Raw genomic sequence first — 17465 nt, forward strand, 5'->3', positions numbered from 1 at the left:
CGTCAGGCAAAGCGGAAATAAATCGTAAGCCGGGGTATTTTCCCTGATTTGACGGTGATACACAATCGGTGACTGAAAGCAGCCTAAACCACAAACATCGAGAACCCGCCGCCTGAGTCTCACAGCCGATTCAGGCGCCCAACGTGGCGCCGCCGTCAATGACGATGTCCTGTAGCGTAATATGGCCGGCAAGATCAGAGGCCATAAACAAAATGGCGTCTGCAATATCTTGCGGACAGGCAATTTTTCCCAGCGGAATACCCAGCTTAAATTGGGCGGGGAAACCCGCGATAGTCTGTTGTTCCGCATCAGAGGATTGCCACAGGCTGCGTTGCATGGGCGTGTCCGTTGACCCCGGAGATACCAGATTACAGCGCACGCCATACGGCGCCAGTTCAAGCCCCACCGTCAGACACAGGCTGCGAAGCGCCGCTTTGGAAGCGCAGTAGGCGGCCATTCCCACACGGGGAACATGCGCGGCATTGGATGCTACGGTGACAATAGCTCCGCGGCGCTGACGCTGGAACTGCGGGATCGCCGCCTGAAACAGATTGAATGCGCCGCCCGCATTAACGGCAAGACAATCCCGCCAGTCCTGCTGACTGAGGGTTTCCGTCGCTCCCATACGCAGAATACCGGCCCCGTTGACCAGTACGTCCAATTGCGGCGTGTGCAGCAGCCGTTCGCCGCAACACTGCGCAACCGCATTGGCATCGCTGATATCCAGCACGCAGGGCGTGAAAGGCAGCGCCGTGTCGGGGAACGCCAGATCGAACCCCACCACATCAGCCCCCGCCTGGGCAAACTCGCAAGCGGCGGCACAACCGATGCCGCGACCGGCGCCGGTTACCCATACCTGTTTTCCGCTGAAATCGAACCGAAAACTCATGCTTCCTCCCGCTCCGCCACAGAGAGCAGACTGAGCCAGTGGTTGATGGTCGGGGCTTTGACCAACGTCACGAAATCAACATCGTGGCCCTGCTGACGCCAGCGGGCCGCCAGAGACATAATACGCACGGAGTCCAGGCCGTAATCCAACAGATTTTCATCGTCGCCCACCTCACCTGCATCCTCATCCAGAAAAGGCAGCAACTCCGCCCGCAAGCGGGCGTGATCGTAGCTTTCCTCTGCATGTACGTCAGCGATTAACTGCTCCGTGGTCATCACTCGTCCACAACGTCCGGCGCTATAACGTAACGCGATCATATGATCTTCCAGCGAGAAATCAGCCAGCGCATCCGCCACCATAAACGGTTTGATATCGCGCATGAAAGCGTCATTCGCCGTAGTCAGACAGCCAATGTGGGCATAAATACCACAAATAATCAATTGGTTGCGCCCAGCCTCACGCAGTTGCTGCTCCAGATCGGTACGCAGAAAGGCGCTGTAACGCCATTTCACCAATACCGTATCCGTATGCGCTGGCGTCAGCGCCGTGGTAATGGCCTGCTGTTCGGGATATTTATTCAGTCCCGGCCCCCACATGTCATTCAACAGCGCCCTGTCCGTTGCGCTCTGCTGATTCGGTTGCGCGGTGTAAAACACCGGGATGGCGTGCTGACGACAGAAGCGCCGCAAGCGAACAATGTTTTCGATAAGCCGGGCAGTCAACGGACTGTCTTCCCCCCAGAAATTAAGAAAGTAATTTTGCATATCATGAATCAACAACGCCGCGCGCGGCGGTTCCAAAGGCCAGCTAACCTTATTGTCAGGCAACGAGGCCGCAGACGGCAGAGGATAGCTATTCAGTTTTGGAATGCTCATAGATTACTCTCCTGCAACGGTTGGTTGGGTAAGTTGCTGCGCAATCTTACGTAACTGTTGTTTATCAACTTTGCCTACCGCGGTTTCAGGTAAGGCGGGCAGGCTTTCAAAACGATCCGGTAATTTGTAATCGGCAATCCCCTGTTCTCGCAGATGACGGCGCAGCGCCACGGATTTGATCGCCTGGCGACAAACCACAAAAGCGCAGCTTTTCTCTCCCATCAACGCATCGGGAACCGCCACCAGCGCGGCGTTTATCACCAGAGGATGGCGCAAGAGCAGATTTTCAATCTCCTCGGCGGCTATTTTCTCGCCTCCCCGGTTAATCTGATCTTTTTCGCGGCCCACAACTTGCAGATAACCGTCCTCATGCCGGATCACCACATCGCCGGAACAGTAGAAGCCCTGTTGGTCAAACACCTGCCGGTTATGCTGCGGGCTGCGATAATAGCCGCGGAAGGTATAAGGGCCGCGCGTCATCAGACGCCCAGCCTGACCACTGGGTAACGGATTGCCTGCGGCATCCGCCACCCAGACTTCGTCGTCGATGCAGATAGGGCAGCCTTGCGTGGTGAAGATATGGGCATCATCGTCATCCAGACGGGTATAGTTCACCAGCCCTTCCGCCATGCCGAACACCTGCTGTAGCCGGCATCCCAGTTCGTGGGGAATGCGGCGCGCCAACGCTTCATTCAGCCGTGCGCCGCCCACCTGCAAAAGCTTCAGGCTCTGCAATGCATGACGTTGTCCCGCCAGTGCAACCGCTTCCAGCCATAGCGTGACCGCAGGCGGAACCAGCGCCGCCACATTCACCTGATGCCGTTCGATCAACGGAAAACAGTGGGTGGCGCTGGGATCGGTCGCCATCACCACCGTTCCCCCCGCGTAAAATACCCCCAGCGCGCCCGGAGAACTTAACGGATAATTATGCGCGGCGGGTAAAGCGCACAGATAGCGGGTATTCGCGTCAAAGCGACAGATATCCACGCTGGCGCGGATGCTGTAGTAATAATCATTGTGGGTGCGCGGGATCAGCTTCGGCGTGCCAGTGCTGCCGCCGGAGAGTTGGAAAAAAGCGACTTCATCCGGCGGCGTCGGCGAGCAGGCGTCATCACTTTGCGTTTGCTGTAGCAGATGCTGCAAATCGTACTCGGGATTTTCTTCACCGCGCAGGATCACATGCTGTAAAGAAGGGCTGATGCCACGTAACGCCTCAATGAACGCGTCGTCATGAAACAGATTATGGCCGCGATCGGCAATCAGCAGCGCTGGCGCTATCTGTTCCGCATAAGCGCTCAGTTCACTGCGCTGATGATTGAATAAGGCATTGACCGGCACCACCCCAATACGCAACAACGCGAAATAGGTCAGGTAAAACTCGGCGATGTTGCCTAGCTGCACCAGCGCCGTTTGTCCGCGCCGCACACCGCGTCGCGCCAGCGCCCCCGCCAGCCGATTAACGCACTGGTTTAACTCGCGATAGCTGAAGTGACGTTCGCCGTCGACCAACGCCAGCGCGTCACTGTCTTTATGCCGCAGGAGAATGTCGCCCAACGGACGATCGATCCAATAACCGCATGAACGGTAGCGCTGCGCCTGCTCGGTAGGCCAGCGATTGAACTCAACGATCATGCGACACACTCCTGGTCATTCGTCATGCCAAAGGCGCGCAGCATGGTGCTCAGTTTTACGCCGGTTTCATTCCATTCGGAAAGCGGCTGCGAATCCGGTACGATGCCGGCGCCGGCAAACAGCGTCACGCTATTTCCACGCACCTCGCCGCACCGAATCGTCACCACCCATTCGCCGTTGCCCTGCGCATCGCTCCAGCCGACAATGCCGCCGAACAATCCGCGTTCGAAGGGTTCAAGGTTGGTGATGAGATCGCGGGCAGCCTGAAACGGCGTGCCGCATAGCGCCGGAGTGGGATGCAGAAGACAAGCGATGGAGAGCGCGTTCTCCCTCTGATCGCTGACCTCGGCAGTGATCCTCGTCGCCAGATGCCAGAGCACAGGTGTTGCAAGCAGGGATGGCGTTTCCGGTATCAGTAAGGTGCGACTGCGGGGCGCCAACATCTGTCGTATCGCGTCGATAACCAGTCGGTGCTCATGGCGATCCTTATCTGAATGCGTCAGCGACTGGCGCAATCGGCGATTTTCGGCAGGATTGTCACTACGACGGGCTGAACCGGCAAGCGGCTGCGTTGTCACCACATTTCCCTGCTTGTGCAGCAGTAATTCCGGGCTGGCCCCCACCAGAGCGCCCTGCGCCAACGGCACATGAAAATTATAACTACCGGGATTTTGCCGATTGAGCAGTAGAAGCAACTGCATGGCATTTAGCGGGCGATCGGTTTCAATTTTCAGCAGACGTGACAGCACCACCTTATCCAGCACACCGCTACGGGTGGCATTGACACCGGCAGAAACCATCTGACAAAAGGTATCCTGGGCGGGAATTTGGTGTAGTTGCCGGATACGTAGCGGCGTTTCTTGCAACACGTTATCAGCCAGGGCATCACGCGCAAACCAGCGACTGTATTGAGGAACAAATAGGCTGGCTGGCTTCCTTTTATCAAATGGGATCGCGCCGACGATCAGCGGGTTAGTAATCCCATCGCGTTGCGCCTGAGTGAAAAGCCGACGCAGTCGTCGCTGAACATCACCGTCGATCGTCGCGCCACTCTCCACCGGGCAGTTAAACGCCGCGTAGCACCCACGGGCATGCAGGCTTTTGTCTGGCGACAGGAAAAGAAAATCGTCATCCAGCAACTCACTGGCATTCAGATAGGAAAGTGTGGCAGATAGCGTAGACAAAATGTATTCCTTATGTTCGTTAAACAATAACCTGATTATTTGATTATCATTTCTGTTAATAAAAGGACTGCTGCTAGCGAAGACGCCATTTACTGGTGATAACAGGATGCGGGCCGACAGTCCTTGCCACCCCTTGGATGTTCGTCAGCGATTACCAGCTATAACTGACGCTGGCGATGATGCTGCGGCCTACGCCATAGAAACAAGACGTTGTTCCGCTACAAGAAGCCACATAGTTCTTGTCGCTCAGATTATTGACGTTAAGCTGTACCTCCGCTCCCTTCAGTCGTGACGAAGCTTCGTCCAGATCATAGCTCGCCATGGCGTCATACAGGGTATAAGCCGGAACCTTGAAGCCTTCTTTATTATCGCCGTAGCTGGTGCCGATATAGCGCACACCGGCCCCCACGGTGAATCCTTTAAGCGCGCCATTCAGGAAGCTGTAACTGCCCCAGGCGGAGGCGCTGTGTTTCGGCACGGCTGAAAGACTTTTATTAATCTGTTCCGCGGTGTGGCTCTCTTTGGTTTTCGTATCGACATAGCTATAGTTAGCTATCAGGCTAATTTCTGGCGTCAACTGAGACCGGACTTCAGTTTCCACCCCTTTGGATTTTACTTTACCGATTTGTTCGGCATACCAGCTGTCGAACTGGGGGTAGTATCTGGATGAGGAAATGTTCTTCTGGGTAATATCAAATAGCGACAGGGTCAACATGGTGTCGCTGCCCTTAGGCTGGAATTTCACCCCCACTTCCTTTTGCTCGCCAGTGGTGGGCTTAAAGGCAGCCGTGCCCGGCGCGCCAGAGTCCAGATTCGGCTCAAACGAGGTACTGTAACTGATATAGGGCGAGATACCGTTGTCGAAAGCATACAGCAGACCGGCGCGACCAGTGAATTTGCTGTCATTCTGCTGGACGCTGGTGTTAACGGTACGATCCCGGGTACGCACCTCACTCCAGTCATGGCGACCAGACAGAAGCAGGTTCCAGCTATTCCACTCGAGTTGATCCTGCAAGTAGATACCGATCTGATCGAGTTTTTTCCGATTGCTGGTAGATAGCGTGGTTAACATGTCATCGCTGATAGATAGACCGTAAACCGGATTAGTCCAGTCAAAATTGTAAGAACCCGCTCTGTCAAGCCAGGTTTTATTATCACGATCCGACCACTTGTAGTCCAACCCGCCCAATACAACGTGTGCGACTTCCCCCGTATCAAACTGCGCCTTTACCTGGTTATCAATACCCAATTCATCAGCCTTGTTTTCATCCTTTTGCGGGCGCCGTGACAACGTGGTATTGGTGGTTGTTCCGCCAGTGGTATACACCAGATATTTATATTTCTCATTCATCTGCGAATAACGCAGACTTTGCTGGATCGAGAAAATTTCATTAAAGGAGTGCTCAAAAATATAGCCAATCGACGTCTGCTCACGTTTCGACTGGTTATAGTTCGGATCGCTGACATTCAGATCGTAGGGCAGATAGCCGGCATTGGTTTCAAAAACTGTGCCGTAAGCTGGCAGGAAATTACGCTGTCCTACCTTCGGGTCATTCTGGTAGCTGGTCAGCAGGGTAAAGCTGGTATCGGCGTTCGGTAACCAGGTCAGCGCGGGAGCAATCGCCAGCCGTTGATTTTTATAATCCTTTACGAACTCATTTTTTGTGCTGGCAATACCGTTCAGACGGTAAAGCAACGACTGCTCGTCATTCAGCGCGCCGCCAAAGTCGAACGCCGCCTCCGCCAGATGCTGATTGCCGCCGCTTAACTTCACCTTGCGGATATCCTGCGCCGTCGGGCGCTTACTGGTCATATTGACAAGTCCGCCGGGGTTTACCTGCCCATACAACACTGACGCGGGGCCGCGCACCAATTCCACCCGTTCCAACAGCCAGGGATCCATTTTTCCTGATGTCGCGCCCGCACCATTCAAGCCGTAGCTCAAACCATCCAGAAATTTCGGCGCATAGCGGAAACCACGGCTAATCACTTCGTCATTACGGTTGGAAGCACCGCGATAATTAGGCACCACGCCCGCGGAGTAATTCAACGCGTCAGACACTGAGGAAACGGCCTGAGCATCCATCTGATCGCGCGTGATCACGCTAATGGCCTGCGGGGTTTTTACTAACGGCGTACTGGTTTTCGTACCAGAAGCGCTTGCTTTGGCGACAATGCCTTTCAATGGCGCGGTAACGCTCTCCGCGCCGTCGGCTGCCGTGACGACAATGGTGTCGTCACGGTTTGCTGTTTCCGTCACGGCAGCGGCATAAGCCAGCGGAGACATCAGTAAACCAGAAACAACAGCCAGCGGTATGTGGTAATGATCACCCCTGAAATTAATGAGACGTACTAACGGTTTTTTTGTCGTTTTAAACATGGTTTTATCCCTTCAGAAAACAGCCTTGTCGTCATCCGCTCAAAATATCTTGAGCGCCTTAACCATCGCCAAGGCCGGAGCACACCTCATCACCCCTGAGTGACAACCGGTTTTAGCGAGGAATATTTTATAAAAAACAACCAAATATGAATTTATTGATGATCTTTCAACCAGTCTGGAGAACGATATATTATTGCAAATGAAAATGAATCTCAATATTATTTGTATTATTGTCGATAGTTGTAAAGCAAACAATTTACATCATCACTTGTGTCATGAAAGGTAAGGGATACGAACGTAACGGGAATACTCTGAGAGGTTTTAATGCTGAAAAAACAATCAGCTGGTGCTGCTGACGCGTTTCTTTCATCACCGTCGGCTGGGGACGATAGATGGTGGCAACAGATAGCTAAAATTGGCACACCGTTAGTGGAAACCCTGAGTGAAAAGCAGGTTTGCATCACTTTTTTCTGGCGTGATCCGGCTGGGGACGAACATCACTCGGATATTCAGCGCGTCTATATTGATATCACTGGCGTTACCGACCACCACAGCGTTACGCCGCAAAGCCTGCAACGCATGCCCGGCACCGATATCTGGCACTGGTTGCTGAATATTGAATCCGAATGGCGCGGCAGCTACTGTCTGATTCCGATTATCCGCGAACAACTTCCCCCTGAATTTCATGGCGATGAACAACAGCGCAGCCAGCAGCAACGCGAATGGTGGTGCTCGCTGTTTGCTTATGCCATTGCCGACCCGCTTAACCCGTTGCAACCCTATAACACTTATTGGAAAGCGTCACTTTCCGCCGCACATATGCCAGCAGCGCCTGCTCAACAGGCATGGCAACAGTGGGACAACGGTGTTGCCCCCTCTCCCGCGCCCCAAAGATTGGCGATTTTTCCGTGGCTAAGCGGGCAACTGGGAAACCAGCGGCGCATCTGGCTGTACACCACCGGCGATAGCGGCGGGGAAACATTGCGTCCGCTGGTGATCGTGCTGGATGGTCAGAAGTGGGCGGAAGAACTCCCGCTATTTTCCGCGCTGGATGCGGAAACAGCCAATGGCGGCTTGCCACCCGCGGTATGGTTGTTTATTGACGTGATTGACATGCAATACCGGGAGCAGGAACTGACCTGCAATGAGAATTTCTGGCTGGCGGTACAGGCGGAACTGTTGCCGCTGGCGGCGCAGTATGCCGCTTTTAGCGACGATCCCGATCGCACCGTGGTATCGGGGCAGAGCTACGGCGGGTTGGCCGCGCTTTACGCCGGTCTGTTCTGGCCCCAGCGCTTTGGCAGGATACTCACGCAGTCCGGCTCTTTCTGGTGGCCGAATCTGAAGCAACTTACACACTCATCTTCCCCGTCAAGCCATGAGATTGGCTGGCTGACTCAACATGTTCAGCAAGGTTGCGGCCACCAGACGCCGCTGGCCATCTTTCAGGAAGCGGGAAGCCGTGAAAACGATATCAAGAGAGTAAACGAACACATGCATCAGGCGCTGATTGCCGCCGGTCACCGGGTGAACTATCGGGTGTATGACGGCGGACATGACGCCCTGTGCTGGCGCGGCGGATTAATTGACGGATGTCGCTGGCTGTTGTCCGCGGACATCACACCAACAGACCATGAATTGACAGGGGACCCTTATGAGTCAGGAACAGCTAAACCCATTTGATGATGACAGTCTTACGTTTTTTGTCCTGATCAACGAACAACAGCAATACAGTTTATGGCCTGCATTTGCCGCGCTGCCAGCGGGCTGGCGCAACGTGTATGGCCCCCAGTCTCGGGCGGCGTGCATTGAATACACCGAAAAACACTGGATCGATATGCGCCCGGCCAGTCTGCGTAACGCGCCATCAGAGCAATGTTAAGCGCCGGAATCTATCAGGTTCTGTCTTTCCCGTTTGCCAAGTAAGGAAAACACCGTGTCAGAAACACTCATTGTATCTGAGGCCCTGGCTGACTTTCAGGAAATGCCTCTGGTGGCTGCCCAGCCCGGTATCTGGTTTGCGGATCAGATCGCCAGCCAACGTAATGCGTTTACTGTCGCGCACGTTATTGAACTGTGCGGCCCGGTAGATCGTGATTGTCTGGACGCGGCGATACGTCAGGGACTCGCTGAAGCCGATACGATTCATGCCCGTTTCTCTCTGAATGAAGCGGGAATACCGGTGCAGCAACTTCCCCGCCGTATTCAGACACAACAGGTTAATGCGCCAGAATGGATGGATTTCCGTCAGGAAGGCGAAGATGCCGCCCGAGCATTAATGCAGGCCGATCTGACAGCCGCGTTGCCCGCTGATGGCAAACATCCGCTTTATCGTCAGGTCGTGATGAGAGTATCCGGGCAGCCGGAACGTTGGTTCTGGTATCAACGTTTTCACCATCTAATGCTGGACGGTTTCAGTTTTGATGCGCTGACCCGGCGTATCGTGGATATCTATAACGCCTTGCGTAACGGACGTTCGCCCGGCGATACCCCATTTACACCATTTAGTCGCGTGGTTGACGAATATCTGGCATGGCAGTGTTCGCCGGCCTGTGAGCGTTCCGCCGCATTCTGGCAGGCGCATGCCCGCAATTTACCCGCCCCGGTATCACTGGCCGCTGATGTCTGTACCCCCGCGCCAAAGGGGACTCGCACGTTACAACAGAAGGTAACCATCGACTCATCGGTTCTCCACGCTCTCAAACCAGATGATGGTTTACTACAGGCTGAACCTGCGGAGATCGTCATGGCGACGCTGTCTGTCTACCTGTATCGCATCAGCGGCTCGTCACATTTATCCGTTGGTTTCCCGTTTATGCGGCGGATGGGATCGCAAGCCCTGTCCGCCATCGGGCCGGTGGTGAACGTACTGCCGCTTCAGTTGACGTTACAACCGGACATGACGCTGACCGATGTCACGCAAGCACTGATAAAAGAAATCAAGACAGTACGCCGTCATCAGCGTTACGAAGCCGAACAACTGCGGCGCGATCTCGGACGCGTCGGCAGCAGTGAGGGACTATATGGGCCAGTGATTAACTTTAAAGTTTATCATGCGGCGCTAACGCTGGACGGCACGCCGGCAATAACCCATACGCTGGCAATGGGGCCGGTGGACGATCTGGAGTTTGAGCTCGGCATGGAAGGGGATTCGCTGCACCTGACATTGGTCGCGAATCCCGAACGTTATGACGCACAATCCTTGCAATGGCATGCGGAGCGTATTCACTCCCTGTTCAACCAGCTAATACAGCACCCAGAGCAGGCCATCGGCCAGTTTCCTCTGGTCAGCGCGGATGAACGCAAACGCATAGCGGAATGGGCCTGCGGGCCGCGCCTGACGATGCCGGTTGACGCGGTATCCGTGGTAGAGCGGTTGTTGCTACAGGTGGAAAAACAGCCGGACGCCGTGGCGGTGCGTTGCGGGGATGTCAGCCTGAGCTATCAGCAACTCTCTGACCGTATCATGCAACTGGCGCGGGTACTGATCGCCCGTGGGCTGGGCGCCGAAGATGTGGTTGCCATCGGCATCCCCCGTTCAACCGATTCGCTGGTGGCGATATTTGGCGTGCTGGCCAGCGGCGCGGCCTATATGCCGCTGGATCTGGATTACCCGCGAGAGCGTCTGACGCTAATGTGTGAGGATGCCCAGCCGGTATTATTGCTAACGCATCGGGCGGTTGTCGGGCAAATGCCGGATTTACCGTTGACGCTCTGTCTGGATGACGACGACATTCAAGCCGAGTGCCGTAAGATGTCAGCGGAACCGGTACGTAACGCCGAACGCCGGGAAGCGCTGTGCAGCGAACACCTGGCTTACATGATTTATACCTCCGGCTCTACCGGACGGCCCAAGGGCGTAATGAGCACCCACCGCGGATTACTGAATCTCCTGAACTCACACGCCGCCTTCCTGTTCGAACCGGCAATCGAGACATTATCCCGTCGTTATGATCGACGCCTGCGTGCGGGTCACACCGCCTCTTTTTCATTTGATTCATCCTGGGAACCGCTGTTTTGCCTGATCCTGGGCTGCGAGTTATATATTTTCAATGAGGAACTGCGACGGGATGCCTGGGCATTGGTACAGCATCTGCATCAGACCCCCATTGATCTGATGGATGTTACCCCTTCCTTTTTCTCTCAGATGATCGACTGCGGACTGCTGGAGCCGGGCCATCCCAAGCCGGGCTTTATTATGATCGGCGGAGAGGCCGCCACACCGCGGCTGTGGCAATTAATGCGGCAACAGTCGGACATGGCGATCCACAACTATTACGGCCCGTCGGAATACACCGTCGATACGCTGGGCGCCAGTATTAGCGTAGCCGCTCAGCCGGTGATTGGCCGACCGGTCGCCAATACCGATGTCTGGCTGCTGGATCATCGTTTACAACAGGTGCCGTCAGGCGTTGCCGGTGAGTTGTATATTTCCGGGCCGGGTATCGCACGCGGTTATTTGCGCCGTCCGGATTTAACGGCGACGCGCTTCGTCGCCAATCCATTCCGCCCCGGAGAGGTGATGTACCGCACGGGCGACTTGATGCGCTGGCGCAGCGATGGTCAGTTGGTCTTTATCGGCCGGGCCGATCACCAGATTAAAGTACGTGGATTTCGTGTCGAACTGGGCGAAGTGGAAAATGCGCTGGTCGACCTTCCGGAAGTCAGCACCGCCGTCGTGATCGCTGAATCCATCGGGGCGACACATCGTTTAATCGGCTATTGCTCCGTACCGGATGCCGCATTGCGCGAACAATCGGATGTTTCATCGTATTTGCTGGCACAGCTATCCGTGCGGTTGCCGGATTATATGGTGCCGTCCTTACTGGTGGTGATGGAAGAATTGCCCTTGACCGTCAACGGCAAAATTGATCGTCAGGCGTTGCCCGCCCCTCAGCCGATGAAACAAAACCACAGCCGGGATGCGCAAGGCGAACAGGAAGTGTTGATTTGCCAGTCTATCGCCGGCCTGCTGGGACTGGAGCGCATGGGGGCTGACGATGACTTCTTTGCCTCTGGCGGCGACAGTATTTCCGCTATGGGATTAGGTACATTACTGCGACAGGCCGGCTGGCAGTTGCGTCCACGGGATATCTTTGTCCAGCGCACGCCTGCTCGCATGGCGGCGATGATGGAACCGTTGCCAACTCAGGGCTATGCACATCATGTCCGGCAACACGGCCCTGTTGACGCACTGCCCATATTGCGCTGGTTCGCTCAACAGGGCATTAACCGGCGTTTTGCCCACGGCGTATTTCTCCATGTTCCGGCGGGGTTGCAGCGCACTCATCTGGAACAGGCGCTGAAAGCATTGAGCGATGCGCATCCGGCGCTGGCGGCCTTTACCCAGGGCGATCATCTGGTTATCGGCGAGCAACCGCCGGTCACCATAACGTCTCGCTGTGAAGTAGGGCAGATGGAAGATGATCTGCCCGCCAGCGCCGAACGCGCGTTTGACGTGGCGATAGAAAAACTGGACCCGCCAACAGGCCTGATGATGCAAGCCGTATTATTGCAACGGGAAAACCAGTCGAGCGGTCTGGTGATCGTCATCCATCATCTGGTTGTCGATGGTGTGTCATGGCGGGTTCTGTTACCTGAATTACAGCAGGCGGCAGAGGCGGCTATGGCCGGAATGACGATTTCACTGACCGCGGAAACAGCGTCGCTGCATGACTGGTCAGCCTGGTTGCAGACCAATATTCCGCAACGTCAGGCTGAGTTACCGTTCTGGCAGTCTATGTTACAGACGCCGCTCGCTTTATTCGGACAACGGCCATTGGATCCGACCCAGGATCGTCAATTCACACAGCGCGAAAAACGCCTATTACTTGACTCCGCACGAACTTCCGCCTTGCTTATCTCGTTGCCGCAACATTATCGGGCGGGGGTGGAAGAGATTCTACTTAGTGCGCTGGGGCTTGCTTGCCATAACCGTTACGGCGTATCGCAACTTCGCGTGATGCTTGAATCTCACGGGCGACCGGAAGTGGAAAATGGCGTGGACGTCTCCCGTACCGTTGGCTGGCTGACGGCGGAATATCCTGTGCATATGGACTGGTCAGTCGAAAAGGTGGACACGCCCTTGCAGGTGGTGCGGGCGGTAAAACGTGTATTGCGCGCTGTCCCGGATCGCGGCATTGGTTACGGCATATTGCGTTATCTGGATAACTCCGCCGCCGAACGCCTATCACCGCTGGCACGGCAACACGCGCCCGAAATTCTGTTTAACTACCTGGGACGTTTCAGTCATGGCAGCGCACAATGGACGCCGCAGCGCACGCCGCACCGTTTCCGTGATGCCTTCGCGGTATCGCAGGAAAGCAAAATGCCGCTCAGTTACGCACTGGAAATCAATATTTTTGTCGATGAACAAACGTCAGAACCTCGCCTTGCCATCCATTGGGGATGGGCGCAGGGCATCTTCTCTGAGCAAGCAATAGACGCATTGCATGAAAACCTGACGCAAGCCGTTGATCTTCTAATCGACTTTTCCAGGCGACATCCGACACAAGCAGCCGATACATTGGTCGCCGCCGACGTGATGATGGACGGGGTAACGGACGATACCCTGCGCCGACTGGGACAGGTACATGGCCCGTTGGCAGACGTCTTGCCGGCCTTGCCATTACAACAAGGATTGTTATTCCATGCTCAACTCGCGGATAGCGCGGGCAGCTATAATTCCGTGACGCGTTTATCACTAAATGGGCCGCTTGACTGCGCGCATCTCAGGCAGACGCTGGAAGCCATCGTCCGCCGCCATCCGCAACTGGCGGCGCGTTTCGATACCGAACATACGCAAACGCCACTGCAACTCCTGCCGATACTGCATGACAATGAGTGCTACTGGCCGTTGGATATGCAGACATTACCCACGCTGTCGCCTCAGAACGAAGCCGATGCGCTATCGGCGCTGGAAAAAGCCGAACTGGAACGCGACCTGTTCCGTCAGCCACACGCCATGCTGCATGCCTTACTGGTAAAACACGGCGAATCATCCCGCCATACGCTATTTCTTAATGCGCATCATCTGGTGGTGGATGGCTGGTCAACACCGATATTGCTGCGCGATCTGTTCACTATTCTCTATCACGGTGAATCAGCCTTGCAAACGCACCGGGTAAGCTATGCGCAAATTGTCCGGCGGTTGGCGATCCGCAATGCCGACACCTCGCGCCAGCGCTGGCAGGAAACATTAAGCGGGGTCAGACCGACGCTGCTATTTGGCGAACAGCCGCACCTGGGTGAGGTTCATGAACTGGAACTCTTGCCGGAGACGCGTCTGGAACAGGCGTTGACCCGGTGCTGTCTGCAACAGGGGCTGACGCTCAATACCCTGATGCAGGGTCTGTGGGGCGTCTTGCTCAGTAGCTATAGCGGTTCTAATGATGTGATCTTCGGTTCGCCGGTATCAGGACGTTTTGGCCAGATTGACGGACTGGATCAGCATATCGGCCTGTTCAGCAATACGCTGCCTGTACGTATCACGCTCGTTCCCGATCAGCCGTTACTGAACCAGCTTGCCGCGTTTCAGTCCCGACAAATTCAATTGATTGAACATGACGATCTGGGACTGGGGGAAATTCAGCAACTGGCCGGCACTGGCACCCTGTTTGATACGTTACTGGTGGTGGAGAATTATCCTGATCAAAACGGCCCCGAACAGGGGATCGCCAATGATGAAGTACAGGCCCTACGCTGTAAAGCCGTCAATAACCGGGGCTATACCCACTATCCGCTTACACTGCTGGTATTACCGGGGAAACGGCTCCGCCTGCTGATAGAATATCGTGACGGCGTGCCACACCCGCAACATCTGGCGCAGCGGCTGATGATGATGATGGAGCAACTGGTTCGGCAGCCGGATCTACCGCTTAGCGCCTGGCAGCTACAGATACCAGAGGAAAAAGCGCTGCTGGCCGCGGTGAATCAGACCGCGCATGATGTCCCGTCAGGTACGCTGCATCAGGCTGTCGCCGAACAGGTCCGTCGCACCCCTGATCGCGTGGCGCTGGTGGATTGCGAACACCAACTGACCTATCGCCAGATGTGGACACAGATACAACTACTGGCGAATCGGCTGATCGCCGCTGGCGTGCAACCCGATGATATTGTGGCGGTCGCTCTGCCGCGTTCAGTCCGGCTTAGCCTGGCGCTGACGGCGATTCTGGAAGCCGGAGCAGCCTGGCTGCCGCTGGACACCGGCTATCCTGATGAACGACTGGCATTGATGGTGGACGACGCCCAACCTCGCCTGATCATTACGGAAAACGGCCTGAAAACACGTTTTGCGCCGCTGGCTCATCTGTTGCTGCTGGATAAACTGGCGGATGAACGCCCGTTGCAGAGTATACAGCCGGTTAGCGTCGCCCCGCGGCAGGTCGCCTATGTGATTTATACCTCAGGCTCCACCGGACGTCCCAAAGGGGTAATGGTCAGCCATCAGGCCATTGTCAATCGCCTGTGGTGGATGCAGGACGGCTACCGGCTTACCGCCGACGATGTCGTGTTACAGAAAACACCTTGTAGTTTTGATGTGTCGGTGTGGGAATTTTTCTGGCCGTTGATGACCGGCGCCCGTCTGGTCATGGCTCCGCCGGAAGCGCATCGCGACCCCGATGCACTGTTGCAACTGATCGAGGATTATACGGTCACCACGTTGCATTTCGTGCCCTCGATGCTGGCGGCCTGGGTGAACGCACTGGCGGCGCGTCAGCAGGCGGGCTGTTCACATTTGCGACGGGTATTCTGTAGCGGCGAGGCGCTATCACGGGAACTGGCGCTCAGCTATCAGGCATTGATCGCCGCGCCACTGCATAATCTGTACGGCCCGACGGAAGCGGCGGTGGACGTGACCTATCAGCCGGCCTCCGGCGCGGCGCTGGCGCGTGTTCATGCGCCGGGTATTCCGATTGGCTTACCGGTCTGGAATACCCAACTGCGTATTCTGGACGGCTACCTGCGTCCGGTGCCGATAGGCGTGGCCGGTGACTTATATCTCTGTGGCATTCAGTTGGCGGAAGGCTATCTGCACCGTCCCGATTTGACGGCAAGCCGCTTTGTCGCCGATCCGTTTTCTCAGGGCGAGCGGATGTATCGTACCGGCGATATCGCGCGCTGGCTCGACGACGGCACAGTGGAATACCTTGGCCGCAGCGACGATCAACTGAAAATTCGCGGCCAGCGCATTGAACTGGGAGAAATTGAGCAAGTCTTGCTGGCCCAGCCGGGCGTCGCGCAGGCGGTAGTTTGCGCCCGCGAACTCGGAGGCGTCTCCATTGCGGGTGCGGATACACGTCAACTGGTGGCCTGGCTCATCCCGGAAGCGGGCGTTACGCTGGATACCGAGCGACTGCATCAGACGCTGGCGCAACAGTTGCCAGCCCATATGCTGCCGGTCAGCTATGTGATGATGACGGCATTGCCGCTCAGCGCCAATGGCAAGTTGGATCGTAAAGCTCTGCCGACGCCGGAGACACGGCGGAAAAACGGTCGCCCCCCCTCCCCCGGCACAGAATGTATACTTGCCGCACTGTTTGCCGACATTCTGGAACGGGATACGGTGTTTGCGGATGACGATTTTTTTGCATTGGGGGGACATTCGCTCCTGGCGATGCGACTGGCGGCGGAAATCCGTCGTCATCTGCATCAGTCACTGACCATCGGTCAGATTATGGTCGCTCGCAGCGTCGAAAAAATGGCGGCATTGCTTGACGGAGAACAGACCCCGACCTCGGCGGAAAGCCGTGGGTTCGGCGAAACGTTGCCATTACGAACGGGTAAAGGCCCGGTTCTGTTCTGTCTGCATCCGGCATCGGGGTTTGCCTGGCAATATGCTGGATTGCTGCGCTATCTCGGCGGCAAATATCCGATTATCGGATTGCAATCACCACGGCCTCAAGGGGTCATTGCCCACTGCAAAGATGTGGCGGCGATGTGTGAACATCATCTGGCGACAATTCGTCGAATTCAGCCGCAAGGCCCTTACTTCCTGCTGGGCTACTCGCTCGGCGGCACGCTGGCGCAGGGTATCGCCGCACGTTTGCAACAGGCGGGGCAATCGGTCGAATTCCTTGGCCTGCTGGATACTTACCCACCTGAAGGGCAGGACTGGAGCGGCCCCACTGAGGAAGAAGCCCGTCATGAAGTGGCGCGTGAACAGACCGAATTTATGGCGGCAGCCGAAGATGAACCCGACCCGCAATTGCGTGCAGAAAAAGCCGCGATGTTCAGCAATATCGTCGCCAACTATAAAGATGCAGTGCGTTTACTGTCAGGCGCCGCAACACCTCATTACCTCGGTGAAGCAACGCTGTTTGTGGCGACTCATACGCTGCCGGCTGATATGAATGTACAGGACGTCTGGGCTCCCTATGTCACCAGGCTGACTACTTATCCTCAGTCCTGCGAGCATGCCGACATCCTTTCACCGGCATCGTTGACACACCTTGGGCCGCAGTTGGCTCGGTTATTATCAGGCTATCCATCACTGGCATAGCCCG

Annotated in this window: 8 protein-coding genes; 3 read left to right on the forward strand and 5 right to left on the reverse strand. The window is 55.8% G+C overall.

The window, feature by feature from the left end; genetic code table 11:
- Positions 1–130 precede the first annotated feature (130 nt).
- The 5 genes from dhbA to DES54_RS09890 form a co-directional block, all read right to left on the reverse strand.
- The gene (gene dhbA / locus DES54_RS09870) at positions 131–889 is read right to left on the reverse strand and encodes a 2,3-dihydro-2,3-dihydroxybenzoate dehydrogenase (protein WP_113866926.1); all 759 of its coding nucleotides are present in this window, start codon (positions 887–889) and stop codon (positions 131–133) included.
- Positions 886–1764: an isochorismatase family protein gene (locus DES54_RS09875; RefSeq protein ID WP_113866928.1), complete on the reverse strand. Its 879-nt coding sequence runs from the start codon at positions 1762–1764 to the stop codon at positions 886–888. The genes dhbA and DES54_RS09875 overlap by 4 nt, the downstream gene beginning before the upstream one ends.
- 3 nt (positions 1765–1767) lie before the next feature.
- Positions 1768–3396, reverse strand: a complete 1629-nt coding sequence (locus DES54_RS09880; protein ID WP_113866930.1) for a (2,3-dihydroxybenzoyl)adenylate synthase — start codon at positions 3394–3396, stop codon at positions 1768–1770.
- Complete coding sequence (locus DES54_RS09885) at positions 3393–4580, reverse strand: isochorismate synthase (RefSeq protein WP_113866932.1); 1188 nt, start codon at positions 4578–4580, stop codon at positions 3393–3395. Before DES54_RS09885 ends, DES54_RS09880 begins: the two co-directional genes overlap by 4 nt.
- 151 nt (positions 4581–4731) lie before the next feature.
- Positions 4732–6960 (reverse strand): TonB-dependent siderophore receptor, encoded by a 2229-nt coding sequence (locus DES54_RS09890; protein WP_113866934.1) that lies wholly within the window; start codon positions 6958–6960, stop codon positions 4732–4734.
- A 324-nt stretch (positions 6961–7284) separates the two neighbouring features.
- Here DES54_RS09890 and fes point away from each other — a divergent pair, with 324 nt between their 5' ends.
- The 3 genes from fes to DES54_RS09905 are packed head-to-tail and all read left to right on the forward strand — an operon-like array spanning position 7285 to position 17461.
- Complete coding sequence (fes, locus tag DES54_RS09895) at positions 7285–8643, forward strand: enterochelin esterase (RefSeq protein WP_113866936.1); 1359 nt, start codon at positions 7285–7287, stop codon at positions 8641–8643.
- Positions 8615–8842 carry an MbtH family protein gene (locus DES54_RS09900; protein WP_113866938.1) on the forward strand — a complete coding sequence of 76 codons (228 nt, stop codon included), beginning with the start codon at positions 8615–8617 and terminating at the stop codon, positions 8840–8842. Before fes ends, DES54_RS09900 begins: the two co-directional genes overlap by 29 nt.
- Positions 8843–8896: 54 nt before the next feature.
- The gene (locus tag DES54_RS09905; protein ID WP_113866941.1) at positions 8897–17461 is read left to right on the forward strand and encodes a non-ribosomal peptide synthetase; all 8565 of its coding nucleotides are present in this window, start codon (positions 8897–8899) and stop codon (positions 17459–17461) included.
- Positions 17462–17465 lie beyond the last annotated feature (4 nt).

This window comes from Brenneria salicis ATCC 15712 = DSM 30166, assembly GCF_003315515.1.
Lineage (GTDB): Bacteria > Pseudomonadota > Gammaproteobacteria > Enterobacterales > Enterobacteriaceae > Brenneria > Brenneria salicis.

Coding starts and splice junctions, on each gene's coding strand:
- fes (WP_113866936.1), top strand. CDS start 7,285: ATGCTGAAAAAACAATCAGCTGGTGCTGCTGACGCGTTTCTTTCATCA.
- DES54_RS09875 (WP_113866928.1), bottom strand. CDS start 1,764: ATGAGCATTCCAAAACTGAATAGCTATCCTCTGCCGTCTGCGGCCTCG.
- DES54_RS09900 (WP_113866938.1), top strand. CDS start 8,615: ATGAGTCAGGAACAGCTAAACCCATTTGATGATGACAGTCTTACGTTT.
- DES54_RS09890 (WP_113866934.1), bottom strand. CDS start 6,960: ATGTTTAAAACGACAAAAAAACCGTTAGTACGTCTCATTAATTTCAGG.
- dhbA (WP_113866926.1), bottom strand. CDS start 889: ATGAGTTTTCGGTTCGATTTCAGCGGAAAACAGGTATGGGTAACCGGC.
- DES54_RS09880 (WP_113866930.1), bottom strand. CDS start 3,396: ATGATCGTTGAGTTCAATCGCTGGCCTACCGAGCAGGCGCAGCGCTAC.